The sequence below is a fragment of the Arenibacter aquaticus genome, assembly GCF_003957295.1.
GTDB classification, from domain to species: domain Bacteria; phylum Bacteroidota; class Bacteroidia; order Flavobacteriales; family Flavobacteriaceae; genus Arenibacter; species Arenibacter aquaticus.
In genome coordinates this window covers 65796-90349 of sequence record NZ_RQPJ01000003.1, presented here as the reverse complement: position 1 = coordinate 90349, position 24554 = coordinate 65796, and the positions used below count along the sequence as shown (strand labels likewise).

At 39.7% G+C, this 24554-nt stretch carries 17 protein-coding genes; 13 read left to right on the top strand and 4 right to left on the bottom strand.

Annotation, left to right across the window (positions count from 1 at the left end; all coding sequences use genetic code 11):
• The first annotated feature begins 592 nt into the window (after nucleotides 1-592).
• From EHW67_RS07600 to EHW67_RS07585, 4 genes are read left to right on the top strand one after another with little or no spacing between them, the layout of a single operon-like run.
• Complete coding sequence (locus EHW67_RS07600) at nucleotides 593-1726, top strand: DegT/DnrJ/EryC1/StrS family aminotransferase (RefSeq protein WP_126161780.1); 1134 nt, start codon at nucleotides 593-595, stop codon at nucleotides 1724-1726.
• Nucleotides 1723-3678 carry a polysaccharide biosynthesis protein gene (locus EHW67_RS07595; protein ID WP_126161779.1) on the top strand — a complete coding sequence of 652 codons (1956 nt, stop codon included), beginning with the start codon at nucleotides 1723-1725 and terminating at the stop codon, nucleotides 3676-3678. Before EHW67_RS07600 ends, EHW67_RS07595 begins: the two co-directional genes overlap by 4 nt.
• Nucleotides 3679-3714: 36 nt before the next feature.
• Nucleotides 3715-4494 (top strand): polysaccharide biosynthesis/export family protein, encoded by a 780-nt coding sequence (locus EHW67_RS07590; protein WP_126161778.1) that lies wholly within the window; start codon nucleotides 3715-3717, stop codon nucleotides 4492-4494.
• A 19-nt stretch (nucleotides 4495-4513) separates the two neighbouring features.
• Complete coding sequence (locus EHW67_RS07585) at nucleotides 4514-6895, top strand: GumC family protein (protein WP_126161777.1); 2382 nt, start codon at nucleotides 4514-4516, stop codon at nucleotides 6893-6895.
• Between the two features lie 10 nt (nucleotides 6896-6905).
• On the opposite strand, the gene EHW67_RS07580 is transcribed toward EHW67_RS07585, so the two are convergent.
• Nucleotides 6906-7646, bottom strand: a complete 741-nt coding sequence (locus EHW67_RS07580) for a tyrosine-protein phosphatase (protein WP_126161776.1) — start codon at nucleotides 7644-7646, stop codon at nucleotides 6906-6908.
• A gap of 327 nt (nucleotides 7647-7973) precedes the next feature.
• Between EHW67_RS07580 and EHW67_RS07575 the strand changes: the two genes are divergently transcribed.
• Nucleotides 7974-9377: a phosphoribosylamine--glycine ligase gene (locus EHW67_RS07575; protein ID WP_126161775.1), complete on the top strand. Its 1404-nt coding sequence runs from the start codon at nucleotides 7974-7976 to the stop codon at nucleotides 9375-9377.
• A 12-nt stretch (nucleotides 9378-9389) separates the two neighbouring features.
• The gene (locus tag EHW67_RS07570) at nucleotides 9390-9887 is read left to right on the top strand and encodes a GNAT family N-acetyltransferase (protein ID WP_126161774.1); all 498 of its coding nucleotides are present in this window, start codon (nucleotides 9390-9392) and stop codon (nucleotides 9885-9887) included.
• Between the two features lie 124 nt (nucleotides 9888-10011).
• On the opposite strand, the gene EHW67_RS07565 is transcribed toward EHW67_RS07570, so the two are convergent.
• Complete coding sequence (locus EHW67_RS07565) at nucleotides 10012-11283, bottom strand: MFS transporter (protein ID WP_126161773.1); 1272 nt, start codon at nucleotides 11281-11283, stop codon at nucleotides 10012-10014.
• Between the two features lie 139 nt (nucleotides 11284-11422).
• Nucleotides 11423-12004, bottom strand: coding sequence for a PhnA domain-containing protein (locus tag EHW67_RS07560; RefSeq protein ID WP_126161772.1), 582 nt, complete (start codon nucleotides 12002-12004; stop codon nucleotides 11423-11425).
• A gap of 197 nt (nucleotides 12005-12201) precedes the next feature.
• Here EHW67_RS07560 and EHW67_RS07555 point away from each other — a divergent pair, with 197 nt between their 5' ends.
• Complete coding sequence (locus EHW67_RS07555; RefSeq protein WP_126161771.1) at nucleotides 12202-12555, top strand: pyruvate kinase; 354 nt, start codon at nucleotides 12202-12204, stop codon at nucleotides 12553-12555.
• A gap of 49 nt (nucleotides 12556-12604) precedes the next feature.
• Here EHW67_RS07555 and EHW67_RS07550 read toward each other — a convergent pair whose 3' ends face one another.
• Entirely contained in the window at nucleotides 12605-13210 is a 606-nt protein-coding gene (locus EHW67_RS07550; protein WP_126161770.1) for an RNA polymerase sigma factor, read from the bottom strand.
• 118 nt (nucleotides 13211-13328) lie between these two features.
• Here EHW67_RS07550 and EHW67_RS07545 point away from each other — a divergent pair, with 118 nt between their 5' ends.
• From EHW67_RS07545 to EHW67_RS07520, 6 genes are all read left to right on the top strand, one after another.
• Nucleotides 13329-14495, top strand: a complete 1167-nt coding sequence (locus tag EHW67_RS07545; protein ID WP_126161769.1) for a FecR family protein — start codon at nucleotides 13329-13331, stop codon at nucleotides 14493-14495.
• 163 nt (nucleotides 14496-14658) lie between these two features.
• Complete coding sequence (locus EHW67_RS07540; protein ID WP_126161768.1) at nucleotides 14659-18021, top strand: TonB-dependent receptor; 3363 nt, start codon at nucleotides 14659-14661, stop codon at nucleotides 18019-18021.
• 18 nt (nucleotides 18022-18039) lie between these two features.
• Nucleotides 18040-19491 carry a RagB/SusD family nutrient uptake outer membrane protein gene (locus EHW67_RS07535; protein ID WP_126161767.1) on the top strand — a complete coding sequence of 484 codons (1452 nt, stop codon included), beginning with the start codon at nucleotides 18040-18042 and terminating at the stop codon, nucleotides 19489-19491.
• Nucleotides 19492-19586: 95 nt separating this feature from the next.
• A complete protein-coding gene (locus tag EHW67_RS07530) occupies nucleotides 19587-21215 on the top strand; it encodes an arylsulfatase (protein WP_126161766.1) in 1629 nt (542 codons plus the stop codon).
• Between the two features lie 3 nt (nucleotides 21216-21218).
• On the top strand, nucleotides 21219-22904 hold the full coding sequence (locus tag EHW67_RS07525; RefSeq protein WP_126161765.1) for an FAD-dependent oxidoreductase: 1686 nt from the start codon (nucleotides 21219-21221) through the stop codon (nucleotides 22902-22904).
• Between the two features lie 28 nt (nucleotides 22905-22932).
• The gene (locus EHW67_RS07520) at nucleotides 22933-24507 is read left to right on the top strand and encodes a sulfatase family protein (RefSeq protein ID WP_158285096.1); all 1575 of its coding nucleotides are present in this window, start codon (nucleotides 22933-22935) and stop codon (nucleotides 24505-24507) included.
• The last annotated feature ends 47 nt before the right edge of the window (nucleotides 24508-24554 follow it).

Genomic DNA, 24554 nt, shown 5'->3' with positions numbered 1-24554 from the left:
GTTAAAATTATTGATAAGCAAGGGAAGTCCTAGGGTTTATCCTACTGTATATGTAGCTATTGTAAGTAGCTTAATCTTATGGTAGCGGTGATATTTGTATTAAATAGAGAACCTCTGTCCAATTAAAAGAAGGCACATTTTACACAGGTTAAATTTAATTGCGCCTGTTAAGTGTAAAATAGATAGGACAGCAGGCATTGGGTTGGGTCATTGTATATATATTCAAAATTTTAAGATGGAGGATCTATTGTAAAGATGCCTAACATTGATTGACCACCTATACATACATATTAATTACCAAGGTATATGTCAATTCCGGTCATAAATAGTGAATGGGGATGTTATTTGTTTTTAAGGGAAAAGGGGCTTCTCATTAGATTACCAGTTTTTTTCTGGCTTGTGATAATCATTTTAATAAATATATAACTTAAAGTATCCTTTGCGTTTAAAGGGCAATTCCTAGGGTGAATATAAATTTTAAGGCACTTGAACGATATTTTTTATTCTTAAACGAAATTAGTGGATTTCATGGACCAATACAGAAAAGTATGTATATTTTTGTGTTAGTACTTTAAACAAACACTAAACATAAATGACCATCACAAGTACCAAGATCTGGCTTTCTTCACCCCATATGGGGGAAAAGGAGCAACACTATGTCCAAGAGGCTTTTGACACCAATTGGGTGGCTCCTTTGGGACCCAATGTAAATGCTTTTGAAGGCAGTATTGAAAATTATCTGGACAATGGGGTAAGTGTTGCTGCCCTAAGTTCGGGAACGGCTGCCATTCATCTAGGGTTAATTTTGTTAGGGGTCTCCAGCGGGGATGAGGTATTGTGCCAAAGTTTTACTTTTTCAGCTTCGGCCAACCCTATATGCCATCTAGGTGCCACACCAATTTTTGTGGACAGTGAAAAGGATACCTGGAATATTTCACCTGTACTTTTAAAGTGCGCTATAGAAGATAGGATTAGAAAAGGTAAAAAACCAAAGGCCATCATAGCGGTGCACTTATATGGTATGCCTTATAAAGTTAAGGAGGTCCGGGATATTGCGGAATTCTATGGAATTCCAGTACTCGAAGACAGTGCGGAAGCTTTGGGGAGTACCTTTGGGGGAGAAAAATGTGGAAGTTTTGGTGATGTTGGCGTATTATCCTTTAATGGCAATAAAATAATAACTACCTCAGGGGGAGGTGCCTTGGTATCAAAGAAAAAAGAATATAAGGATAAAGCTATATTTTTGGCTACACAGGCTAGGGACAACGCCCCGCACTACCAGCATTCTTCCGTGGGCTATAATTACAGGATGAGCAACATTCTTGCCGGGATAGGCAGGGGTCAAATGGAAGTCCTGGATGATAGGGTAGCTGCAAGAAGGGCCAATTTTGAATACTATAAGGAAAAACTTGGGCATATTACGGCATTTGAATTTCTTGAAGAAATGCCAGAAATGTACTCTAATAGGTGGCTTAGCTGTATTTTGACACCATCTATACAAATTCGTGAAAAAATTAGGCTAGCCCTACAGGAAGTTGAGATAGAATCACGACCTTTATGGAAGCCGATGCATATGCAGCCTGTTTTTGAAGCTTGTGATCGGTATGTTGATGGTACTTCTGAAGAGCTTTTTGAAAAGGGATTATGTCTGCCCAGTGGTTCCAACCTTCAAAGAGAGGACTTGGATAGGGTAGTTGAAGTAATTTTAAAAACCATGACCAAATGATACAACATTACTTAACCAATAGAGCGCAAAGATATACCTCCAAATGGATTGTTTTGGCAATTGACCTAATGTTGGTGTCCATTACCTTTGTGTTTTCTTACCTAATACGTTTTAACCTAACCCTAAATTTTGATAGTAGTAAATTGCTATTGCAACTGCCGTTTGTTGTGGCCATCGGTGCCATATCCTTTATAATTACAGGGTCCTACAAGGGGGTGGTGAGGCATACCGGAGTAAGGGATGTGTACAACATTTTTAATGCAATTTGCCTGTCCAGTATTATTACCATTTTTATGGTAATCCTAAATAGGGAAATGGATATTATGGAGGGCTTTACGGTTCCCTTATCAATCATAATTATTCATAGCTTGTTGAATTTTATTGCTTTGACGGCTTCTCGTTACGTCTTTAAGACAGCCTATTATAATTTTGTAAAGCAATTTAAGATTACCAAGAACGTAATTATCTACGGTGCCGGTGAATCCGGAATACTAACCCAAAATGCACTGACAAGCCATAGCGGGAGTATATCCAAGGTGGTGGGCTATATAGACAAGGATAATGAAAAGGTCGGTAAAAATATCAATGGGGTCCGGGTATATGGTCCCAAAGCACTTACAGAACATTTTATAAAGGCCCATGATATAACGGAAATCATTTTTTCTATTCAAAATATAGATCAGAATCGTCTTCGGGAGTTGGTAGAAGGATTGGTAGATTTTCCTGTACAGGTGAAAATAGTACCGCCTATAGAGGATTGGATTAATGGAGAACTTAAAATTTCCCAAATAAAGCAGGTTCAGATAGAGGATTTGTTAGATAGAGTCCCTATAACCATTAAGAACAAAAGAATTTCCAATGAATTAAAGGATAAGGTAGTATTGGTTACCGGTGGTGCAGGTTCCATTGGGAGCGAGTTGGTGAGGCAGATTGCCAATTACGAATACAAATCCCTAATTGTAATAGATCAGGCAGAATCGGCCTTGTACGATCTTCAACAGGAGCTTAAGCAAAATGGGTTTCACAATTTTATTCCAATTGTAGGGGATATTCGTGACAAGAATAGAATGTCTGCTATTTTCCAGGAGTACAAACCCCATATGGTTTTCCATGCCGCAGCCTATAAGCATGTGCCTTTAATGGAATACAATTCTTATGAAGCAATAAAAATAAATGTGGCAGGTACCAAGGTAATTGTTGATCTTTCTTTGGACAACAATGTTGAAAAGTTCATTTTTGTCTCTACAGATAAGGCGGTAAACCCTACCAATGTAATGGGGGCCACCAAGAGGATTGCCGAGATGTATATTAGCTGTGCCGAGCAATATAAGAAAACGAAGTTTATAACCACACGTTTCGGAAATGTATTGGGATCCAATGGTTCTGTTATTCCGCTCTTTAAAAAGCAGATAGAAAAAGGCGGGCCTTTGACCGTGACCCACAAAGATATTACACGATACTTTATGACCATCCCTGAAGCCGCGCAATTGGTGTTGGAAGCTGGAGGAATGGGTCAAGGGGGCGAGATATTTATTTTTGATATGGGAGAGTCCGTAAAAATATTTGATCTGGCCAAAAATATGATAAAATTGTCCGGACTTAAATATCCAGAAGATATTGATATCAAGATTACGGGTCTTAGGCCGGGAGAGAAACTGTATGAGGAATTGCTGGCCAATGGAGAGGATACCATGCCTACCTACCATAAAAAAATTATGATCAGCAAGTCTAGGGAGCTCTTATATGAAGAGACCAAATCCAGGATAAATGAACTCTGTGTTTCCAATATGTTTTTTAACGAGAATACCGTGAAACTGATGAAAGAAATTGTGCCGGAATACGTTTCCAATAATTCTGAGTTGTGTAAACTGGATAAAAAGAACGGTAAAAATGTTAGGGTTACCCAAGAGGCTACCGATACAATCCTATCCAAGAAAATTTTGCAATCGTAATTTTTCACTATACTTGTACCAGAAATCTACTTAACTATGCTTAAAAAAATTAAAAGGCTTGGCTCAAAAGCATTTGCCTTGGCCGTATCCATTGTTGTTCTTTCTTCCTGTGCCTCCAAAAAAGAGGTAGTGTATTTCCAAAATGCCAGTGAGTTTGAAACCATTGTTAGTGACAATTCTTATGAAAATCGTTTTAAGGTAGATGATGTGGTGGGAATTAATGTCTCTACCCTGGACCCACAGGCCAGTGTTCCCTTTAATATAATAAGGTCAAGTCAGGAAGGCGGTTTAAGACCAGAGCAGTTAGATTATATTATAGATAAGAACGGAGAAATAGATTTTCCTGTCTTGGGAAGTGTAAAATTGTTGGGCCTTACCCCAGCAGAGGCAAAAGCCTTGCTTACCGAAAAGCTAAAAGACTATTTAAAGGACCCCATCATTAACATTCGTCTTAGAAATTTTTCAGTGACCGTATTGGGGGCGGTGAACAGGCCAGGAACCTATTTTGTGAACGGAGAGCAAATCACCATCTTGGAAGCATTGGGCTTGGCGGGTGACCTCAACATTAAAGGTATGCGTAATAACGTTATGGTAATTAGGGACTTTAACGGAACTAAGGTATATACCCGAATTGATTTGACAGCCAAAGAGTCCTTGAATTCCCCTGTGTATTACCTAACCCAAAACGATGTGGTATATGTAGAGCCCAATAAATCGCTGGTGTCCTCTGCATCTTTGGATAATAGGTCTTCTATAGCCCTTTCTATTGCATCTATAGTAATTACCTCAGCCATAGTACTGATTACAAGAAATTAAAAATTATACGCTTAAAATAATGGGTTTGAATTCTCAAAATCTATCCAAGGACAACGGTTTAAAGGAAATAGTATCTACATATACCAAACACTGGAAGTGGTTTGTGTTTTCCGTAATGGTATTCCTGGCTTTGGCTTATGTAAAATTGCGTTATTCGGTACCGGAATATGCGGCCCAGGCAAAAATACAGATATTGGATGATAAAAACTCCAATGCAGAATTCAGTGCGTTTCAAGATTTAGGGATGATGCCCGGTGGCAGCAATAAGGTTGAGGATGAGATTGAAATAATCAATTCTAGGTCTAACCTTATAGAGGTAGTGCAAAAATTGGGGTTGAACGTTAAGATTACCTCTTTGGGGAAAATTTTGGATTCTGAGGTATATAAGAACCCGCCCTTTAAGATTAACTTTATTGCGCAAGACTCCGTGGTGAACAATGCCCATATGGGGTTTTATATAACCCTCTCTAATGATACCACTTTTGGGTATGCAGAGAGTGAAGATGTTCCCTTAAAGCCCTATGCCTATGGAAAAAATATCTCCACTTCTATTGGGGATATCGTAATTACCCCTGCAGTAGAGGACATATCGGCCTATAAGGATAAGAAGTATAGGGTAGATGTTACCCCGGTAGCCATGGTGGCCCAACAATATCAATTTAAAATTAATGTCTCACCGGCCGCGGAATATTCCAATATCTTAAATATTTCGTTGAACGATCCCATTCAGCAAAAGGCCAATGATATTATCAATACTCTTATAGATACCTATAACAATAATGCCATTGCAGATCGTAAGGCTATAGCCGATAAGACCTCCGAGTTCATCAACGATAGGATAGCGGATATCTATTCGGACCTTTCTGAAGAGGACCAAAATGAAGAGGAGTTTAAGTCCAATAGGGGAATTACCGATATTGCTTCCCAATCCAGTGTTAATTTAACGGTGAGTGCCAGCAGTCAGCAAGAATTGCAAAATGCTGCGCTGCAATTGGATATAGCCTCTTCTATGAAAGACTTGGTGGAGAACCAGGAAGGCTATGAGGTGCTGCCTTCCAATGTTGGGCTGTCCGATCCTTCTATAGCCAGTACTACCGCAAAATACAACGAATTGGTGGCCGAAAGGAAACGGTTACTTAAAAGCTCCAATGAAAAAAACCCCATTATTGTGAACTTGGACCAACAATTGGAGGGTCTTAAACGCTCTATGCAATCCAGTTTGGGAAGTATGACCAATAACCTGGGGCTTCAGGTAAACAGCCTTAGTAGCCAACTATCCAAAGTTAACTCTAGATTGTACGCTGCTCCCAAAAATCAACGTGCGTTGAGGGATATTGGAAGAAAACAGCAGACCACAGAATCTTTATACCTCTATCTATTGGAGAAACGGGAGGAGTCTCAGATAACCTTTGCATCGGCCACGCCCAAGTCCAAGGTAATAGACCGTTCTTATAGCGTGAGCCCTATGCCTGTATCTCCCAATAAGAAAATTGTATATATGGCCTTCTTTATTTTTGGCCTTATTGTACCTTTTTCTGTAATATATGCCAATGACCTCTTGGATAACAAGGTGCATAGCAAAACTTCCTTGGAAAAGCAGATCACGGATATTCCTGTCTTGGGTGAACTTCCCAAGCTTGGTAAGAAGGAGGAAAAATTGGTAGGCAAGGACGATCGTTCCATTTTGGCAGAATCTTTACGGATTATCAGGACCAATATAGATTACATGATTAAGTCCAAAAATAATGGAGGAAAAGGGAACTTAATTTATATTACCTCGTCGGTACCAGGGGAAGGAAAGACCTTTCTTTCTTCCAACTTATCCATGATATTGGCCAGTACCAACAAAAAAGTATTGTTGATAGGAGCAGATATTAGAAATCCAAAGTTATATAGTTTCTTTACCAATAAAAATGTAGATAAATTGGGTGGTACTACCTCTTCGCGCAATCGCGACATTGGGCTAACGGAATATTTATATGATTCAGAACTGAATACCAAAGATATTATTAATAGCATGTTGGTGCATACCAATACCATTGATGTAATCTACTCCGGTAAAATACCACCCAATCCGGCAGAACTTTTAATGAGTAACCGTATGAAGGAACTATTGGAAGAGGTATCTGAAAAATACGATTACGTAATTGTAGATACAGCTCCTTTAATGGTGGTAACGGATACCTTGTTGATAACGGAATATGCAGACCATATTATCTATGTGACCAAAGCTGGGGTAACCGAGAAAAAGGTATTGGATTTCCCGGTAAAACTAAAAAATGAAGGAAAGTTGAACGGATTGTCCTTTGTAGTGAACAACGTTAAAGTATCTAATTTAGGTTATGGTGGTTCCTATGGTTACGGCTATGGGAAATCCCATAAAAAATGGTGGACCTTTTAAGGTGGTTGGTTTAATAGAAGTCATTGATGGTTCGTTCAATAACAGGCAAGAGTAATTTTATATGACTGCTTTTTATCTCCAACTCCTTTAAACTATGTAATTGATTTAGGTTATGAACATCGGAGGCAACGTAGTCTATTAAGCCATTCTGAAGTAATTTATACGCTTTTTTTTGTACATCCTTTCCATAATATTGTCCCAGCGATAAAAGGTTCATCTGTAAGAGAATCCCACTTTGCTTGTATTTCATAAACTTGGAGGAGTTAAGATGTAAAAAGGCATATCTTTCCGGGTGGGCCAATATTGGGAAATACCTATGAAAAGCAATGTTTTGAATGGCTTCATCAAAGTTAATGGAAGGCTGTAGATAAGACATTTCTATTAATAGGTACCTATTTCGTAAAGGCATCACCTCTTTTTTATCGAGTATGATATCAAAATTGGCATCTATCATATGCTCTGCTGCCACATCAAGGCTGATGTTTTTCATTTTCTCCTTAAGCAAGCTATCCAAAACTTTAGTGTGCGCAGCCTGTATACTATCCTTATCATTGGGATAATAGTTGTGCATAATATGCGGGGTGGCAACAAATTTATTGATACCCAGATTAGAAAACTCTTTAATGAGTTGTACCGAATCGGTTACGGTTTTGGCCCCATCGTCTATGCCGGGCAAAATGTGGTTATGGATATCCACAAAATTACCCAAATAATCGACTAAAAATTTTTTCTTGCTAAAGAAGCTAAACATGAATTATAAAATTTTGTTCAAAAATAAGGTTTCTAATAAAACTTATTTGCTATAAACACTTAAAAGAGTTGCTAAAATATTAGGGGTATTTAGGTAAATAAAATATTTAAAGGGCCCTTAAATAATTATTGATTTCACATTTATATTTGCTATATATTTGTTTCAAATTATTCTATAATGGGCTCTTGCTTACTACATTGATACCAATCTTATTCCTATGGGAGTAAACAGTCTCTATGTTTATGAATCCCAATCCAAGGGAGCTCAAAGTATATAAACGAATTTTTTCGGGAATTGTTTTATTTCCTGTAGGTTTAAAAAAGCCTAATGGCCTCTATAATCCAGCATAGTGACACTTATCCCATTTACTTTGGCCCCTTTATAAAAAAAAGACTAATTCTTAATTCCTATAGTAATAACTTGAAAAAAGAAAATTTAAATTATAATATTCCCAACAAAGGCAATTTCCTTATTGTTTCAAGGTGGGGAGAAACCTTGGATCTAGCCATGGCTATTTTAAATGAGGGGCATGCCGTTAAAATGTATATAGAGGATAAGCCTTCCAGGGAAATCGGCTATGGTTTTGTGCAAAAGGTCAAGGACTGGAAGACCCATATTGATTGGGCGGATCTAATAATTTTTGACTATACCGGTTATGGTAAAATATGTACCGAACTTAGAGCTCTAGGCAAACTGGTGCTAGGTGGTACCCAATACACCGATCAGTTGGAACTGGATCGCGATTTTGGTCAGTCCCAATTAAAAAAACATGGGGTTAAAATTTTGCCATCCAAAGAGTTTATGAACTTTCAGGATGCTATAGAATTTGTGAAGGCTAACCCCAACGCCTATGTCATAAAGCCTTCAGGGGAAACCCAGGAATACAAGCAATTGCTTTTTGTTGGGAGTGATGATGAAGGTTTGGATGTGATACGGGTGCTAAAGGCCTATGAGCAATCTTGGGGAAACCATTTTGGGAACTTTCAATTGCAACGTAAGGTAAAGGGAGTAGAGGTATCTGTATCAGCATACTTTAATGGTAAAGAGTTTATATACCCCATTAATATAACATTTGAGCATAAGAAACTGTTTCCAAAAGAATTGGGTGTATCAACCGGTGAAATGGGTTCCAGTATGTTTTGGACCAAGGATTCTCCAATTTTTGATGCCACCCTAAAAAAGTTTGAAAGTTCATTGGCCTTAGAAGGATTTATAGGTCAATTGGATATCAACTGCATTGTGAATGGCAACGGAATTTATCCTTTGGAATTTACTTCTAGATTTGGTTATCCCCAGTTATTTATTCAGCGGGCCGGTATATTGGAGCCCATCGGCAATATGTTCTATAAATTGGCTTCAGGACAATGCTTTAAGATCAATACAAGAAAAGGTTTTCAAGTGGGAGCCTATATGCTAGTGCCACCTTTTCCTTTTGAGGATAAGAAGACCTTTCAGTTATTTTCCAAGGATTCTGTGGTCGTATTTAAAAAGGAAATGAAAGAAGGAGTGCATCCCATGCATCTTAAAAAGGTTAATGACGAATGGTTGATTACCGGCAATACGGGTATTGCCTTGTTGGTTACGGGAACGGGGCTAACGATGAAGGATGCGCAAAAAATGATGCAGAACAGAATGAGCAATATTATCATCAACAACGTTTACTATAGAACTGATATTGGGGATAGATGGGCAGATGATTTTGATCGTTTATGGTCATGGGGCTTATTATAAGGACGGTTGCATATGGTAGTAAATAAAATTGATTGGGTGGAATTAAAGGTGTTGAAAAATGAACCCGATATTTTTTTTAGGATTCTGCCTGAGGAATGGCAGAAGACAATAGGCCCGGTTTGGGAAGATTGTAAGGAAAATGGCTGTATCTACGTGCTACGGAATGCAGCGGAAATTATGGCGGGAGGTATTGTTTTTATTGAGGAGCCCCCAAATAGAACCCAGTTTGAAATTGAAAATGGGGCACCATACCTAGCTTTAGGATACTATTATATTGGTTTTTTGTTTGTAGGTCCCAACTACAGAAATCAATCTATGGGATCTAAATGGCTAGAGGCAATAAAAAATAAATATCCAGATCGCTCTTTTTGGCTCACCATAGAGGAAGAAGGTTTGCGTTATTTTTACGAGAAAAATGGATTTAAATGTGTTGCGGAAAGTCAGGATCCCTCCACACCGGAATGGATGTTTGTTTATACTTCGGATCAAAAGGGATTTAAAATAGTTTAGTCCATAAACGTAAAGGTTTATTTAACTTTTAAACCACTGACCACTGACCACTGACCACTGACCACTGACCACTGACCACTGACCACTGACCACTGACCACTGACCACTGACCACTGACCACTGACTACTGACTACTGTTCTCATGCTCCAATAAATCTTTTCTAAGATCCAGCTTTCTAAAAGTAGGGGAGATGGCAGCAGTAAAGAGTACGGTAATTAAGGTCATACTTCCGCCAAAAACCACTGCAGTAACCGTTCCCATCAATTTAGCGGTAAGTCCGCTCTCAAAAGCTCCCAGTTCATTTGAAGAGCCAACGAACATGGAGTTTACCGAGGCCACCCTGCCGCGCATTTCATCCGGAGTCCTTAATTGCAATATGGTTTGTCTTATTATCATAGAAATACCGTCTGTTACCCCACTAAAGAATAGGGCTATCACAGAAATCCAGAATGATGTGGAAATCCCAAAAACGATAATGCAAATACCAAAACCAAAAATAGATCCCAAGAGTTTTAGGCCCGCCTTTTTATTTAACGGAAAGTGGGCAGAGGTAAACATTATAACCAAGGCGCCAACCGCTGGTGCCGCGCGTAGTATACCAAAGCCTTCCGGGCCTACCTTAAGGATATCTTGGGCGTATATGGGCAATAAGGCTATGGCTCCGCCAAAAAGCACTGCTACCATATCCAAGGTAATGGCCCCCAATATTATTTTTGTGCCAAATACAAATTTCACCCCCTCTTTTAGACTCTCCAACACCGGTTCCCCAATCTTAGGATTTAAAATAGGTTTTTTCTCTATTTTTGATAAGGTAATTAGGGCCATCAAAGAAAAGAAAAAGATAAGGCACATAGACCAGTGTACCCCGATCCAATTAATGGTCAATCCCGCCAAGGCGGGGCCAAGTACTGCCCCCATCTGCCATACCGAACTGCTCCAGGTAGCTGCATTGGGGTATACTTTTTTTGGGACAATTAAAGCAAACAGGGAGAAAATAGTAGGGCCTAGAAAGGCACGGACAATACCGCCCAAAAAGACTAGAAAATAGATGGCATACAGAATACTATTCTTAGACCAATCCTTTATTATTGTTGGCCAGGTGAGCAAAAACAGTCCAAGGCTTATTATAGAGAATCCCAAAATACATTTTACCAACAACCCCTTTTTTTCTTTTTGATCAACCACATGACCGGCAAATAAGGCTAGGGAAACAGCTGGGATTACTTCCATTAATCCTATGATTCCCAAGGATAAGGGGTTTTTGGTCAAGGAATATACTTCCCATTCAATAACCACGAACTGCATGGACCATGCAAATACCATGGCAAAACGCACTAATAAAAATACATTGAATTCCTTATATTTCAATGCAGCATATGGGTCTTCTTTTGCCATGGAAAAATTGATGTTTACGCATTAATTCCATTATATGCCGTATGTTGGGGTATTACGGGAAACGAGGCTGAACCAGCAATTATGTACCGTTCTCCTAATGGCAGCCAAAAGAAGGCAGATAAGCTGCGGTAACAAGGCGTTAAGACGTTTTTTTGACGTATTTGGTAAGAATTACGATCTGCTGGCCATCTACTTTACCCTCAATGTATTCTTCGTTTTCGTGGTCCAAGGATATGCGTCTTACAGCAGTACCTCTTTTGGCAACCATACTAGATCCCTTTACCGGCAAGTCTTTAATGAGAACAACACTGTCTCCTGCCTCCAAAACGGCACCATTGCTATCCCTGTGGATGATTTGGTTTTCAGAAGGGCCTCCTTCGCCAGTGGCTTTCGCCCATTCCAATACTTCATCTTCCAAATACAGCATATCCAGTAAGTCTTGTGGCCATCCTTCAGATTTTAGTCGGCTCAACATGCGCCATGCCAAAACCTTGACCGGGGTATGCTCGCTCCACATACTATCGTTTAAACAGCGCCAATGATTGGGATCGGTTTTATCGGGATTTTCAATTTGCTCCCTGCAGGTTTCACACACTAAAAGGTTGCCGTCCAAACCACCATTTTTTACAGGCTGTACTTCTAAAACGGTCAAATTATCTGTAGCTGTACAGAGTTCACATTGGCCATTGCTTCTTTTTTCCAAATCCCGTTTTATACTCATTATAATCTTATTTATGGGGCAAATGTAAAAGAATTGTTTAAAAGCTTGGTATATAGTCATGGAAATATGCAAAAAAATAGCTTTGGTCAGCTTGGCATTTGGATATAGGCTGCCAAGGGACTAATGTTTATAAGTTCTTTTTTTTATGGTTTTTTAAAAAGACTGGGAGCGGTATTTTTGTTTCCTTTTTTTAGAATATGGAAATGTTAAAAGTGGGCGATAAATTGTATAATGTGGGTCAAGACGGTTTTGGGGATTTCTTGAGGTTTTCATTTTCCGAGGTAGTAAGGTTGACAAAAACCTTGGCGGTGTTGGAAAATGGTGTTCGTTTAAAAAATAAACCCGTGAGGTCCTTGGTCAATGATGAAATTGGCTATGCCCTTGCCACTAATAAATGGATGTATTGGCACTTGGTGACAGATGAAATATTACATAAAGCTGAAGAGGAAAAGGAAAAAATAACCATTCACGATTGGTTTGAGGAACGTTCCTTTGATTTGTCCGAGAAAAAAATGATCTATAAACTTTTTCAAGAAAAAGGAATGCTATAGAAACTACAAGGCAGTAAGGTTATAACGTACAGGGTTGGGACTCTATTTATTATGGGTTTGTGACTATATTCTTTTTTAGGGCAGTGGTTCCAAAAAAGACAAAAAAGATCATTTCATATTTCTTTCCCAAACTTTTTCTCAGTATTGTGAAAGCCTTGGTAATCTGAGCTTCCACAGTTTTAATGGAAACATTGAGGTGATCGGATATTTCTACATTGGTAAGTCCTTCCTTTTTACTTAATACAAATACCTTCTGACACTTAGGAGGTAATTTTTTAATTTCCTCATTTACAATAGCGATCATCTTTTCTATAAGGTTGTCGTCGGTTTCCTCTACCACTTCCCCTAAGGATTCTATATATTTTTGTTGCAAAAGCATCATAGCCTTCTTCTTTTGGTAGCTGTTTATAAATTCATTGTATACCGCTTTGTATAGAAAACTTTTTATTGCAAACTGCTTATTTAGTTTTTTTCTGGATTTCCAAGTTTTTAAGAATACATTTTGTACAATATCTTCTGCCATAGCAGAATCATGTAGCAAAGAAAGGGCATAGGCATATAGTCTTTTGTGATAGGTGTCTAGCAGGAACATATAGGCCTTTTCATTACCTATTTGGAGATTTTCTATCAAAGTTGCGTTGTCGTCGAAACTCATAAAAAATTATTCTTTTAGTAAAATTGACACAAATATTGTGTTAATATAGAAAATAATTAAATAAAAAGTTAGGGTATTGTGATTTTGCTTTGTAGTGTTTAAAAAGAGTGGTAATAAAATGATCTCTGAAGAAATAGAAAAGCTAATTATTAAATTCCTAAATCGTTCCTCTAATTCAGAGGAGTTGGACGTGCTTAACAATTGGATAGGGGAAGAAGGGAATTATGCAATTTTCAAGGACTATGTTAAAACCCACTATGCTATTACATTGGCTATGAACGATCCGGATTTAAACAAACTAAGGAAACAGCTACAGAAGGAGATAAGAAAAGACAAAAATGTATTTTATGGTCGTAGGTATGCCCCTGCATTGAAGTATGCGGCCATTGCAATTATATTTCTAGGTATTGGGGTGTTGATTAAGAGTGATATTTTAATAAATACACCCAAGGAAGCCATACAGCCCAGATCAGAAGCTATTCAGTTGGTACTGGATAATGGGCAAATTGAAATTATTTCCGGGAATGGAGCCTCCTTGGTCAAGGATTCTAAAGGAAAGGTTATAGGATCCAGTAATGGAAACAAGTTGGTCTACCAAGATGTCAATGAAATAAAGGAATTGTCCTTTAACACCCTAAGTGTTCCAAATGGTAAGCAGTTTACTATAACCCTTTCGGATGGCACCAATGTTCATTTGAATGCCGGTAGCTCTTTAAGATATCCTGTGAGTTTCCTAGAAGGGAAACAGCGGGAAGTATTTTTAATGGGCGAAGCCTATTTTGATGTGGCCCACAGTGACCAAAATCCATTTATTGTAAGTGCCCAAAATCTTGATATACTGGTACATGGCACAAAATTCAATGTTTCCAATTATCCGGAGGATCGCAATACGGAGGTTGTTCTGTTGGATGGATCGGTTAGTCTAACAGAGTCCAAAGGACCAACAGGGGAGCAGCAGGAAGAGGTTTTTCTAAAACCCGGATTTAAAGGGGTGTACAATAAGTCTGGAAGCAATATTTCCAAGCAAGAAGTAAATACCTCAATTTATACATCTTGGATGAAAGGCAATCTAGTTTTTAGGGATGTGGCTTTTGAAAATATTATACAAAAGTTGGAACGACATTACAATGTGGTGATAATAAACAATAATGCAAAATTGGCTACCGAGACTTTTAATGCTACCATTGAAACCAAGCATGAGACCATAGAACAGGTGTTTAACTATTTTAATAAAGTATACCAAATAGAATATCAGATATTGGACAATAAAATCATTATTAACTAAACCAGTAATGCCCATGGAGTAAAACCAATAAAAATGGATTGCTTAACGCGGATAATAGACCGATTCATCGAAAAAAAAATCGGAAAATGCTGTAACATTTCCCGATTGCGTAAAGTGATCAAACCTAAAATTTAAGTATAACCACCAGTAAACATTCAAAATTATGAAAAAACCACCAAAGTCGGGGGGTAAATCCCCTTGGCCCTTAAAATTGGATTTAAAAATGAAGTTATCGCTTCTTCTTTTAATTACCGTAACCTTTGTAATGCAGGCCAATTCTTCGTATTCACAGAAAACCAAGATTACCTTGGATCTAGGGAATACAACTGTTGAGGAGGTTATTGACGAGATAGAGGCGAATACAGAATTCAAGTTTATTTTTAGCACCAAGACGGTAGATTTAAAGAGAAAAGTTTCAATAAATGTCAGGAAAGCTACAATTAAACGAGTCTTGCAAATACTTTTTACTAGCAGGGATATTTTATACGACATAGAAGACCGGAAAATTCTATTAAAAAAGAAAGAGGTAAACCAAGCTGTTTCCAGTCCGGAACCTACTCCTAAGATTGAAGGGAAAACAATACAATTTCAAGTTAGTGGATCTATTAGGGATAAGGATGGGCAACCATTACCCGGAGCCAGTATTGTTGAAAAAGGCACAACTAACGGTACCCAGTCCGATTTTGATGGGAACTATGTTATGGCTGTGGCCAATGGGAACGCTGTTCTTATAGTCTCCTATATTGGTTATGCTACAAAAGAAGTTTCCGTGAACGGACAGTCTGTGCTAAATGTGGAACTGGAGGAGAGTGCAGCTGGCTTGGAAGAAGTGGTTGTTGTGGGATATGGTACAATGAAAAAGGCAGATTTAACGGGGTCTGTATCCCAGGTCAAGACCGAAACCCTAGAGGCAGTACCTGTCTACAATATGGAGCAAGCCTTAAAGGTGGGAGCAGCAGGTGTAAGGGTATCCCAAAACTCAGGCGCCCCTGGTTCCAGGATAGAGGTACGTATAAGGGGCGGTAATTCTATGATAGGGGATAATCAACCCTTGTATGTAGTGGATGGTTTCCCTGTTACTGGGGGTATCAATTTCTTGAATCCATCCGATATAGAATCCGTAGATATTTTAAAGGATGCTTCCGCCACGGCTATTTATGGGTCAAGGGGAGCTAATGGTGTTGTAATTATAACGTCTAAAAAAGGCGTTAAAGGACAGGATAGCAAAATTGAGGTAAATAGCTATTTTGGAATGCAGGAGGCCATTAACCGCTATGATTTATTGGATGCCAAAGAGTACGCCACTATAGCAAATGAATGGTTGAAGAACGAGGGCTTGGATCCTTTTTTTGATCCCAGTACGGTTGAAAACCCTGGAACTGATTGGTGGGATGCCATCTTTAGGGTTGCCCCTGTTAATAACAATACCGTCACCTTCTCTGGAAGTTCGGAAAAAGGTAGGTATTCCATTTCTGGAAACTATTTTGACCAAGAAGGAATTATTGAGAATTCAGGAGTACAGAGAGGGTCCGTTAGATTAAACCTTGATCAGGAATTAAAGAGTTGGCTAAAAATGGGTGTTAACCTACAATTATCCAGAAGGGAGCGAAATTCTGTTCCTGTAGATAATGGAAATCGTGGAAATTCCTTGTTGTCGGCAGCGGCCTCGGCACCTCCAACCTTGCCAATCTATGATGAAAGTGGATTGCCAACACGCATAGAACAAGCCTATAATTTTGGATCTGCCGATATGAGGAATCCAATAATTTGGACTCTAAGAAAGAATCGCACCTTTGCCAATAGTGTTTTGGCAAATGCCAATTTTGATGTAACCTTTACCCCTGAACTATCCTTTAAAACGCTAGTAGGTTTACAATACGCAAATAATACCAATGAGACCTTTATACCCATTATCTATAACAACGATAGGGGTTCTGCATCTGAAAGCAACAGCTATTCCAATTCCTTTTTAACGGAAAATGTACTTACTTATTCCAAGCTCTTTAATGAAAAACACAGTGTGAACGTAATAGGAGGAGCAACCTATCAAACTAATATGAATAGGAATTCCGGGATAAGTGTTAGTGGATTTGCCAATAATATTACAGAAAATTATGAGTTGGCCGCGGCAGAATCAATAGGAAACCCTTATTCCGGTTACTCAGATTGGACCTTGGCTTCCTTTTTATCCAGGGTCAATTATTCTTTTGACGGGAAATACATGTTTACTGCTAGTGTAAGGGCAGATGGTTCATCAAGATTTGGGGATGAACATAAATGGGGGTATTTCCCATCTGGGGCCATAGCCTGGCGTGTATCGGATGAACCCTTTTTAGAAGAAAACAAAATAATCAACAACTTAAAGTTACGGGCCAGTTATGGTATTACAGGTAATACGGCCCTTAATCCTTATCAGTCTTTGGATAGACTTAGTTCGGTCAAATACATTTATGGTAACCAAACGGATGTGATTGGGTTTGTTCCCAGCGGAATCTCCAACAGTAGTCTAAAGTGGGAAACCACTGGGCAGTTGGATGTAGGGTTTGATTTAAATATACTGCAGGATAGATTGCGATTTGTATTTGACTACTATAAAAAGAACACTAAGGATTTACTGGCATCGGTTCCCTTGCCTCCTACAGTAGGTTTTGGATCCATTTTAAGGAACCTGGGAGAAATTCAAAATTCCGGTATAGAACTTAGTGTAGACGCAGATATTTTAAAGGGGGACTTCCAATGGGATGTGTCGGCCCAGTTCTCAGCCAATAAGAACGAAGTAATTAAATTGGCCGGAGACAGTGATATTTTTGGTGCTGGGCAAGGTGCCGTTTGGCCAAGTGCCAACATCGCCAGGGTAGGTGAACCCCTAGGTGCATTTTACGGATTGCGGGAAGATGGTTTGGACGAAAATGGCTTTATAAAATACCAAGATCTTAGTGGCCCAGATGGGGTGCCCGATGGTATTATTAATGCCTTGGATAGGGTAATTCTTGGAAGTTACCATCCAGACTTCATCTATGGTCTTACCAGTAATTTTTCCTATAAAGGATTGGAATTGAACGTTTCCTTGGAAGGAGTGCAAGGAAACGAATTGTTCAATGCTACCAATGGTACGCATTTAAATTCGTTTCAGCGTGGAAATAACCAATTCACGGATATCATAGGGAATTATTGGACCGAGGAAAATCCAAATCCGGATGCCAAATACCCAAAAATAAGCAGTGCCACTCAAATAACGGTGTCCGAGCGCTTTATAGAGGATGCAAGCTATTTAAGAATACGCTCAATGCGCCTAGCCTATAACTTGCCTGTGCAAGAGTTTGGACTAAAGGGCATTGATATGGCTCAGATATATGTTTCGGGAACCAATTTATTCACTTTCACCAATTATACGGGCTTGGATCCAGAGGCCAATACTCGTGGTACAGATTCAAGTAATGTGTCCGATAGATTGCGATTTGGGCATGATCAAAGTAGCTATCCAAATGCAAAAATTTATGCCGTAGGTTTAAAATTTAGATTTTAACTATTAAAGTAAGAAATCATGAAAAATACAATATTAATTATATTAACAACCTTGTTGTTTACGGCTTGTGAAAAAGCACTGGAGGAAGTGCCGAAGGATTTTGTTTCCAAAGCCAATTTCTATAAAAATGAAGAGGATGCCGAAGCGGCAATAGCCGGGGTATATGCAGGTATGCAAAACGATTTTTTTGGGATAACCAATTACCTTATGTCAGAACTTCACGGTGATTATTTATTTGGTAGGGGATCCCAAGCACCCATCACTATCTGGGACCAAATATTGGACCAGCGTAATATAGGTAGGTGTGCAACCAATTGGTCGTCTTTTTATACAACTATAAATAGGGCAAATGCCGTTTTGGCAAACGTTCCCAACATTGAAGATATAAATGCGGAGACCCAACAGCGTATTTTGGCCGAAGCCCATTATTTAAGGGCTCTGTGTTATTTTGAATTGGTAAGGGGGTGGGGAGCTGTACCCTTGAAAACGAATGAGAGTGTAGATTTAAGTGCTGTTGAGGCTCCTAGGGCACCGGAGAGCGAGGTCTATGATCTAATTATCCAAGACCTTATAACTGCTGAAAGTGGTTTGGGAGAAGTGGGCGATGAGACCGGCCGTGCCTCCAAATGGGCAGCTAAGATGTTGCTAGCCCATGTTTACCTTACTACGGAGAATTGGACAGGGGCAGCGGAAAAGGCCAATGATTTAATTACCAATGGGCCATTCTCCTTGGTCACGGTAACAGAGTCCGATGATTTTTATGACATATTTGCCGTAGATACCAGTACAGAGGATATTATGTCCATGCATCACTCAGAAACAAAAGGCTCTACAATTCCCAATTATTTGCATAGGGCCGGCAATGTTCCTTATAATTACTCCTCTGGTGGTGTGTTTGCATGGTTGCCGGATATGAACTCCTTTATAGGGGATAGCTGGGACGAAAATGATTTAAGAAAGAATTTTAATCTTTACACTGAATATCAAAATGCAGAAGGGGAATGGGTTCCACTGCCATCTACCACTCCTGTGCTATTCAAGAAATTTATTACCAACACCTCTGGTATAAGTCTCTATAGCGTGCCAATCTATCGTTTTACCGAGGCCTTTTTGTTTTATGCCGAAGCTGCCAGTATGGCCGAGGGAGGTCCTTCTGATTTGGCTTTGGAGCGCTTAAATATGATTAAGCGACGGGCCTATGGTTTTGATCCCACAACGGTATCGGCAGTTGACTATCCATCAGGGATGGGGAGTGATGCCTTTAGGGATGCCGTAATTCAAGAGCGGGCATATGAATTTATTACGGAAAGAAGACGTTGGTTCGACTTAAAGCGTACGGGTAAAGTAACAGAAGCATTTGCCGCTGCTGGCAAGACTATTATTGATGAGCGTCTTTTGTTTCCCATACCTGAAGATGAAATAAATAATAACCCTGCTGTTAACCAAGCAGATCAGAACCCAGGTTATTAATTGAATATTTTACACAATATGTATTACAGGCTTTTATTAAAAAGCCTGTAATATTCATAGTGTCCACATACCAAAAGCCTAGTACTATTAAAAAAATGACCACATATTCAAGCATATTACAAGTAAACCCATTAAGGTTTACAGTGCTCTTTATTTTAGGGATATTGGTCTTTCCCCTTAAGGTGTATTCCCAAAATGTAGAAAAGAAACGGCCCAATATCCTATTTATATTTCCAGACCAATTACGGTCAGATTATATTGGAGGGGAAGACAGCAATATTGTACATACCCCCAATTTGGATCAAATAGCTAGAGAAGGAGCGTTGTTTAGTAGGGCTTATAGCGCCACTCCAACCTGTTTACCAGCTAGAGCGGCCCTGATGACCGGAATGGCCCCTTGGAAGAACGGCTTATTGTCCTATGCTCCAATGGCAACCAAGTATAAATACCAAATGCCACAAATGCTGAGGGATGCTGGTTACTATACCTTTGCTACAGGGAAATTGCATTACAAGCCTATAGGAAGTGTTGCCTTAAAAGTGGAACCGGGTGAATTGGACAACAGCAAATTCATGCACGGATTTCATGAAATAAAACTTTGTGAGGGTTGGGGACATCCCCAAAACGATTATAATATTTGGTTTAAGGAAAAGGCACCTGATTTAAAAATTGATGGTACGGGCTTGGGACCAACAGATCATCGTACAGGAATATATCCTTATAATGATGAATTGCATCCCACCGCTTGGACGGCAAATCAAGCTATAGATTTCATCAATGATCACGCTTCCAAGGATCCCTTTTTTCTGAAAGTAGCCTTTCATAGACCGCACCCACCATTTGACCCGCCCAAAAGATGGCTGGACTTCTATAAAAATAGGGAAATACCCTTGGCCGATGTAGGTAAGTGGTCCGAAGATAAATTTGGAAAGTTCAATAGTATCCCTTCTCCGGAGCAACAATTGAATGCCCCACGAGGAAATTATAGTGACAGCATAGTTGAAAATGCACGTAAGGGCTATTATGCTGCCATTAGTTTTTTGGATGAACAGATAGGATACATTCTAACGGCGTTGGAAAAGAAAGGTGAGTTGGAAAATACCTTGATCGTTGTTTCCTCGGATCATGGGGATATGATGGGAGACCACCACTTATGGCGAAAGTCTTACCCTTATGAAGGATCCGCAGCTGTACCCATGATTATAAGATGGCCTGAAAGTATTGAGCTAACCGCAGACCGTGGACAAGTTATAAAGGAACTGGTAGAACTAAGGGATGTACTGCCTACTTTTTTGGACGTAGCTGGGGTTGCCGTACCCTCTGAAATGGATGGTATGAGTATGATACCCCTTATTGAAGGAAATAATAAGGGGTGGCGTAAGGTCCTGGACCTGGAGCATGGTCAATGCTATTGGAAGGAAAATAGCTGGACAGGCTTAACAGATGAAAGATATAAATACATCTATTATGCTGTTACTGGAGAAGAGCAGCTTTTTGATCTACTTAAGGACCCTAAAGAAAAAAAGAATTTGGCCAATCTTTCAGAATATAATAAAAGCTTGAAACGATGGAGACAAAAAATGATAGATCATTTGAGGGATCGCGGCCATAAATGGGTAAAAGATGGCAAGCTGGTAAGAAGAGGGGAAAACATTATGTTCAGCCCCAACTACCCAAAGGATTATTTTCCAAAGGAAATACTAAACCAATCAATAATTAAATAGAAGATGAAAAAGTTATTAAGCTTGTTTTTGTTGTTTGTGGTCGTTCAATTATCAAACGGTCAAACTAAAAAATACGATATCGTAATATACGGGGGCACCTCTGCCGGGGTAGCAGCTGCCATTCAAAGTAGTAGGATGGGCAAATCTGTTGTTTTGATAGAACCTACCAATCGGATAGGTGGGCTCACTACAGGTGGGTTGGGGCAAACAGATATAGGCAATAAGCAGGCCATTGGAGGAATTTCCAGGGAGTTCTATGAGAACATCAAGAAATATTACGATGACCCCAACAATTGGAAATGGGAGAAAAAATCGGACTATATGGATGGGGGGCAAACCCGTACCGAGGATGGCGAAGCCTCCATGTGGACCTTTGAACCTTCCGCGGCCCTCTCTGTTTACAAGACTATGATGGACAAGGAAAAGATTAAAATGGTCTATAACGAACGTTTGAACAGAGCCTCAGGTGTTAAAAAAGTAAATGGCGAAATTGAATCGATTACCATGGAAAGTGGTAAGACTTTTAAGGGCAAAGTATTTTTGGACACCACTTATGAAGGTGATCTAATGGCGGCGGCAGGAGTTTCCTATACCGTGGGCAGGGAGAGTAACGAGGAGTATGGGGAAACCTTGAACGGGGTACAGGCCAATAGCATTAATAGGGCCTTGACCGGATTTGTTTCCAAAAATGCATTTAACCATAATTTTATTCCGGGAGTAGACCCCTATGTGGTAAAAGGCGACCCATCATCTGGACTATTGCCAAATGTTAATGAGAAACCCGGATTGGAGAGTGAAGGAGATAAAAAGATACAGGCCTACTGTTTTAGGATGTGTTTGACCGATCACCCGGACAATCGAATACCCTTTCAAAAACCATCCAATTACGATGAAATAAATTACGAGCTTCTTTTCCGTAACTATGAGGCGAGAAAAGGGCCAATTAGAGAGATGTACAGTTATGGCAATTCCCTTTTGCCCTGGATCAATTCCAGTATGCCCAATAGAAAAACCGATACGAACAACAAGTTCGGCTTTTCTACCGATTATATCGGCAGGAATTATGACTACCCCGAGGCTTCTTATGCGGAGAGGGAAAAGATCATCGAGGATCATAGGAACTACCAAATGGGGCTTATGTGGACCCTGGCCAATCATCCCCGTATCCCCGAAGAAGTGCGTAAAGAGGCATCTAGATGGGGAACGACAAAGGATGAATTTGAAAGGGCAGATGGCTGGCAACAACAGCTATATATAAGAGAGGCACGGAGAATGATCAGCGATTATGTTATGACACAACATAATTGTGAGGGGTTAAAAGTGGCAGAAGATGCCATAGGTATGGCAGCCTATGGGATGGATTCCCACAATGTGCAACGGTATGTAGATGCCAATGACTATGTGCAAAACGAGGGTAATGTGGAAGCCCATGGTTTTAAACCTTATCCCATAAGTTATAGGTCATTGGTTCCTAAGAAAGAGGAATGCAAAAATCTTATTGTCCCAGTATGTGTAAGTTCAACCCATATTGCCTTTGGGTCTATCCGTATGGAACCGGTATTTATGGTCTTGGGCCAAACGGCAGCAACTGCAGCGGCCTTGGCCATAGATGGCAAAAGCGATGTCCAAGAAGTGCAGTACCCAATTTTAAGGGACAGACTTTTGAAGGATGGCCAAAGAATTAAATAAATATTATCAGTTTATACCACAGAGTATTATGATGTTACCATATTTTCAAAGGAGGTTACTGCTACAATGCTGGCGAAAGGATGGCCATTACCACTCCATGGGGAAGACGTTTCCTTTTAGGTGTCTGCTTATGGTGTTAGGGTTGTTGTTGCTTTCATGTGGCCAAGATAAAAACACCAAACAAGCCCATCCCAATATTGTTTTAATCTTGGCCGATGACTTGGGCTATGGTGACCTTGGGATATACAATCCAAATTCGTTGATTCCAACCCCCAACCTTGATAAATTGGCTATGGGGGGCATAAGGCTGACCGATGCTTATTGTCCGGTTTCGGTATGTTCCCCATCCCGATTTGCATTGATGACCGGGACTTATCCTTTTAGAAGTAGGAAGAAATCTGGGGTCATGTCCAATTATGAGCCGTCTTTGATTGAACCCGATCAACTTACCCTTATGCAAATGCTAGAAAAGAAGGGATATACAACCGCAGGTTATGGCAAATGGCATTTAGGGGCAAGCTTCCCTACAATGGACGGGAAGAAACCAGTAGGTTATGGCAAGTTTAAAGCAGATAACAATGGGGCCAATATAGATCTGAGCAGACCGGTCAGTGGCGGTCCTGTGGACCATGGATTTGAGCATTGGCTGGGATTCAGTTGTGCAAGTGAATGCTGGGTATTGGAGGGCAATAAGATTATGGGGATTCTGGAGCACGACTACTATAACGTGGATGCTGCACAGAACAAGGAGCATTTAAAGCTATTCCCCAGAGAGCAGTACCTCTCTTTTATTACGGATAGGAGCACACAATTTTTGACGGACCACGTGGATAAAGATAAAGACAACCCATTTTTTCTTTATTATGCTCCTTACGTACCTCATATTCCATTGGCCGTAAGTGATAATTTTATAGGGTCAACCGATGCCGGACTCTATGGAGACTATGTTCACGAATTGGATTTTTACATTGGAAAGCTTTTAAAAACGCTGGATAGCTTACAGCTAAGCGATAATACTTTGGTACTATTTGCCAGTGATAACGGGTCTACTTTTACTGCCACAAGTAGGGAAACAGACTTTTCTAAGGTGAGTAACAATTTAAAGGAGATGGAGGTAAAAGTTGCCGATCAGCAAGTTCACAACCCAAATGGAAAATTAAGAGGGACCAAACAAACCGTATGGGAGGGTGGTGTTAGGACACCTTTTATTGCCCGATGGCCAGGAAATATTCCGGCCAATACTATTTCTAAAGAGCTTTTTGCCTTAAATGATATTATGGCTACCCTTGCCGCAGTATTGGATTTTGATTTAAAAGAAAATGAGGGGATAGATAGCTATAATTTGTTGCCCGTTTTAAAAGGGGATGATGAAGTAGCTATTAGAACCTCTGTAGTTGTCCAATCAGGAAGAGGGGATAAAGGATTGCGAATGGGTAAATGGAAATATATAGAGCCCAATGGTGCCAACATGGGTAAAGGAGAATTGTACAATCTGGAAAATGACCTCTCGGAAGCACATAATCTTATAGACAGTTTGCCGAGGAGGGCGCATGAACTTAGTGGAGCGTTAGCTGCTATTGTGCAAGGCAACTCATCAAAATAATAGGAAATATAAAGTATAGACATTAATAATTTTATAAATTTAAAACA

Bases quoted from the DNA above. Each gene is read 5' to 3' on its own strand.
- EHW67_RS07570 (WP_126161774.1), top strand. From the start codon at position 9,390: ATGGTAGTAAATAAAATTGATTGGGTGGAATTAAAGGTGTTGAAAAAT.
- EHW67_RS07565 (WP_126161773.1), bottom strand. From the start codon at position 11,283: ATGGCAAAAGAAGACCCATATGCTGCATTGAAATATAAGGAATTCAAT.
- EHW67_RS07545 (WP_126161769.1), top strand. From the start codon at position 13,329: ATGATCTCTGAAGAAATAGAAAAGCTAATTATTAAATTCCTAAATCGT.
- EHW67_RS07590 (WP_126161778.1), top strand. From the start codon at position 3,715: ATGCTTAAAAAAATTAAAAGGCTTGGCTCAAAAGCATTTGCCTTGGCC.
- EHW67_RS07540 (WP_126161768.1), top strand. From the start codon at position 14,659: ATGAAAAAACCACCAAAGTCGGGGGGTAAATCCCCTTGGCCCTTAAAA.
- EHW67_RS07595 (WP_126161779.1), top strand. From the start codon at position 1,723: ATGATACAACATTACTTAACCAATAGAGCGCAAAGATATACCTCCAAA.
- EHW67_RS07555 (WP_126161771.1), top strand. From the start codon at position 12,202: ATGGAAATGTTAAAAGTGGGCGATAAATTGTATAATGTGGGTCAAGAC.
- EHW67_RS07580 (WP_126161776.1), bottom strand. From the start codon at position 7,646: ATGTTTAGCTTCTTTAGCAAGAAAAAATTTTTAGTCGATTATTTGGGT.
- EHW67_RS07560 (WP_126161772.1), bottom strand. From the start codon at position 12,004: ATGAGTATAAAACGGGATTTGGAAAAAAGAAGCAATGGCCAATGTGAA.
- EHW67_RS07550 (WP_126161770.1), bottom strand. From the start codon at position 13,210: ATGAGTTTCGACGACAACGCAACTTTGATAGAAAATCTCCAAATAGGT.
- EHW67_RS07575 (WP_126161775.1), top strand. From the start codon at position 7,974: ATGGCCTCTATAATCCAGCATAGTGACACTTATCCCATTTACTTTGGC.
- EHW67_RS07600 (WP_126161780.1), top strand. From the start codon at position 593: ATGACCATCACAAGTACCAAGATCTGGCTTTCTTCACCCCATATGGGG.
- EHW67_RS07530 (WP_126161766.1), top strand. From the start codon at position 19,587: ATGACCACATATTCAAGCATATTACAAGTAAACCCATTAAGGTTTACA.
- EHW67_RS07525 (WP_126161765.1), top strand. From the start codon at position 21,219: ATGAAAAAGTTATTAAGCTTGTTTTTGTTGTTTGTGGTCGTTCAATTA.
- EHW67_RS07585 (WP_126161777.1), top strand. From the start codon at position 4,514: ATGGGTTTGAATTCTCAAAATCTATCCAAGGACAACGGTTTAAAGGAA.
- EHW67_RS07535 (WP_126161767.1), top strand. From the start codon at position 18,040: ATGAAAAATACAATATTAATTATATTAACAACCTTGTTGTTTACGGCT.
- EHW67_RS07520 (WP_158285096.1), top strand. From the start codon at position 22,933: ATGATGTTACCATATTTTCAAAGGAGGTTACTGCTACAATGCTGGCGA.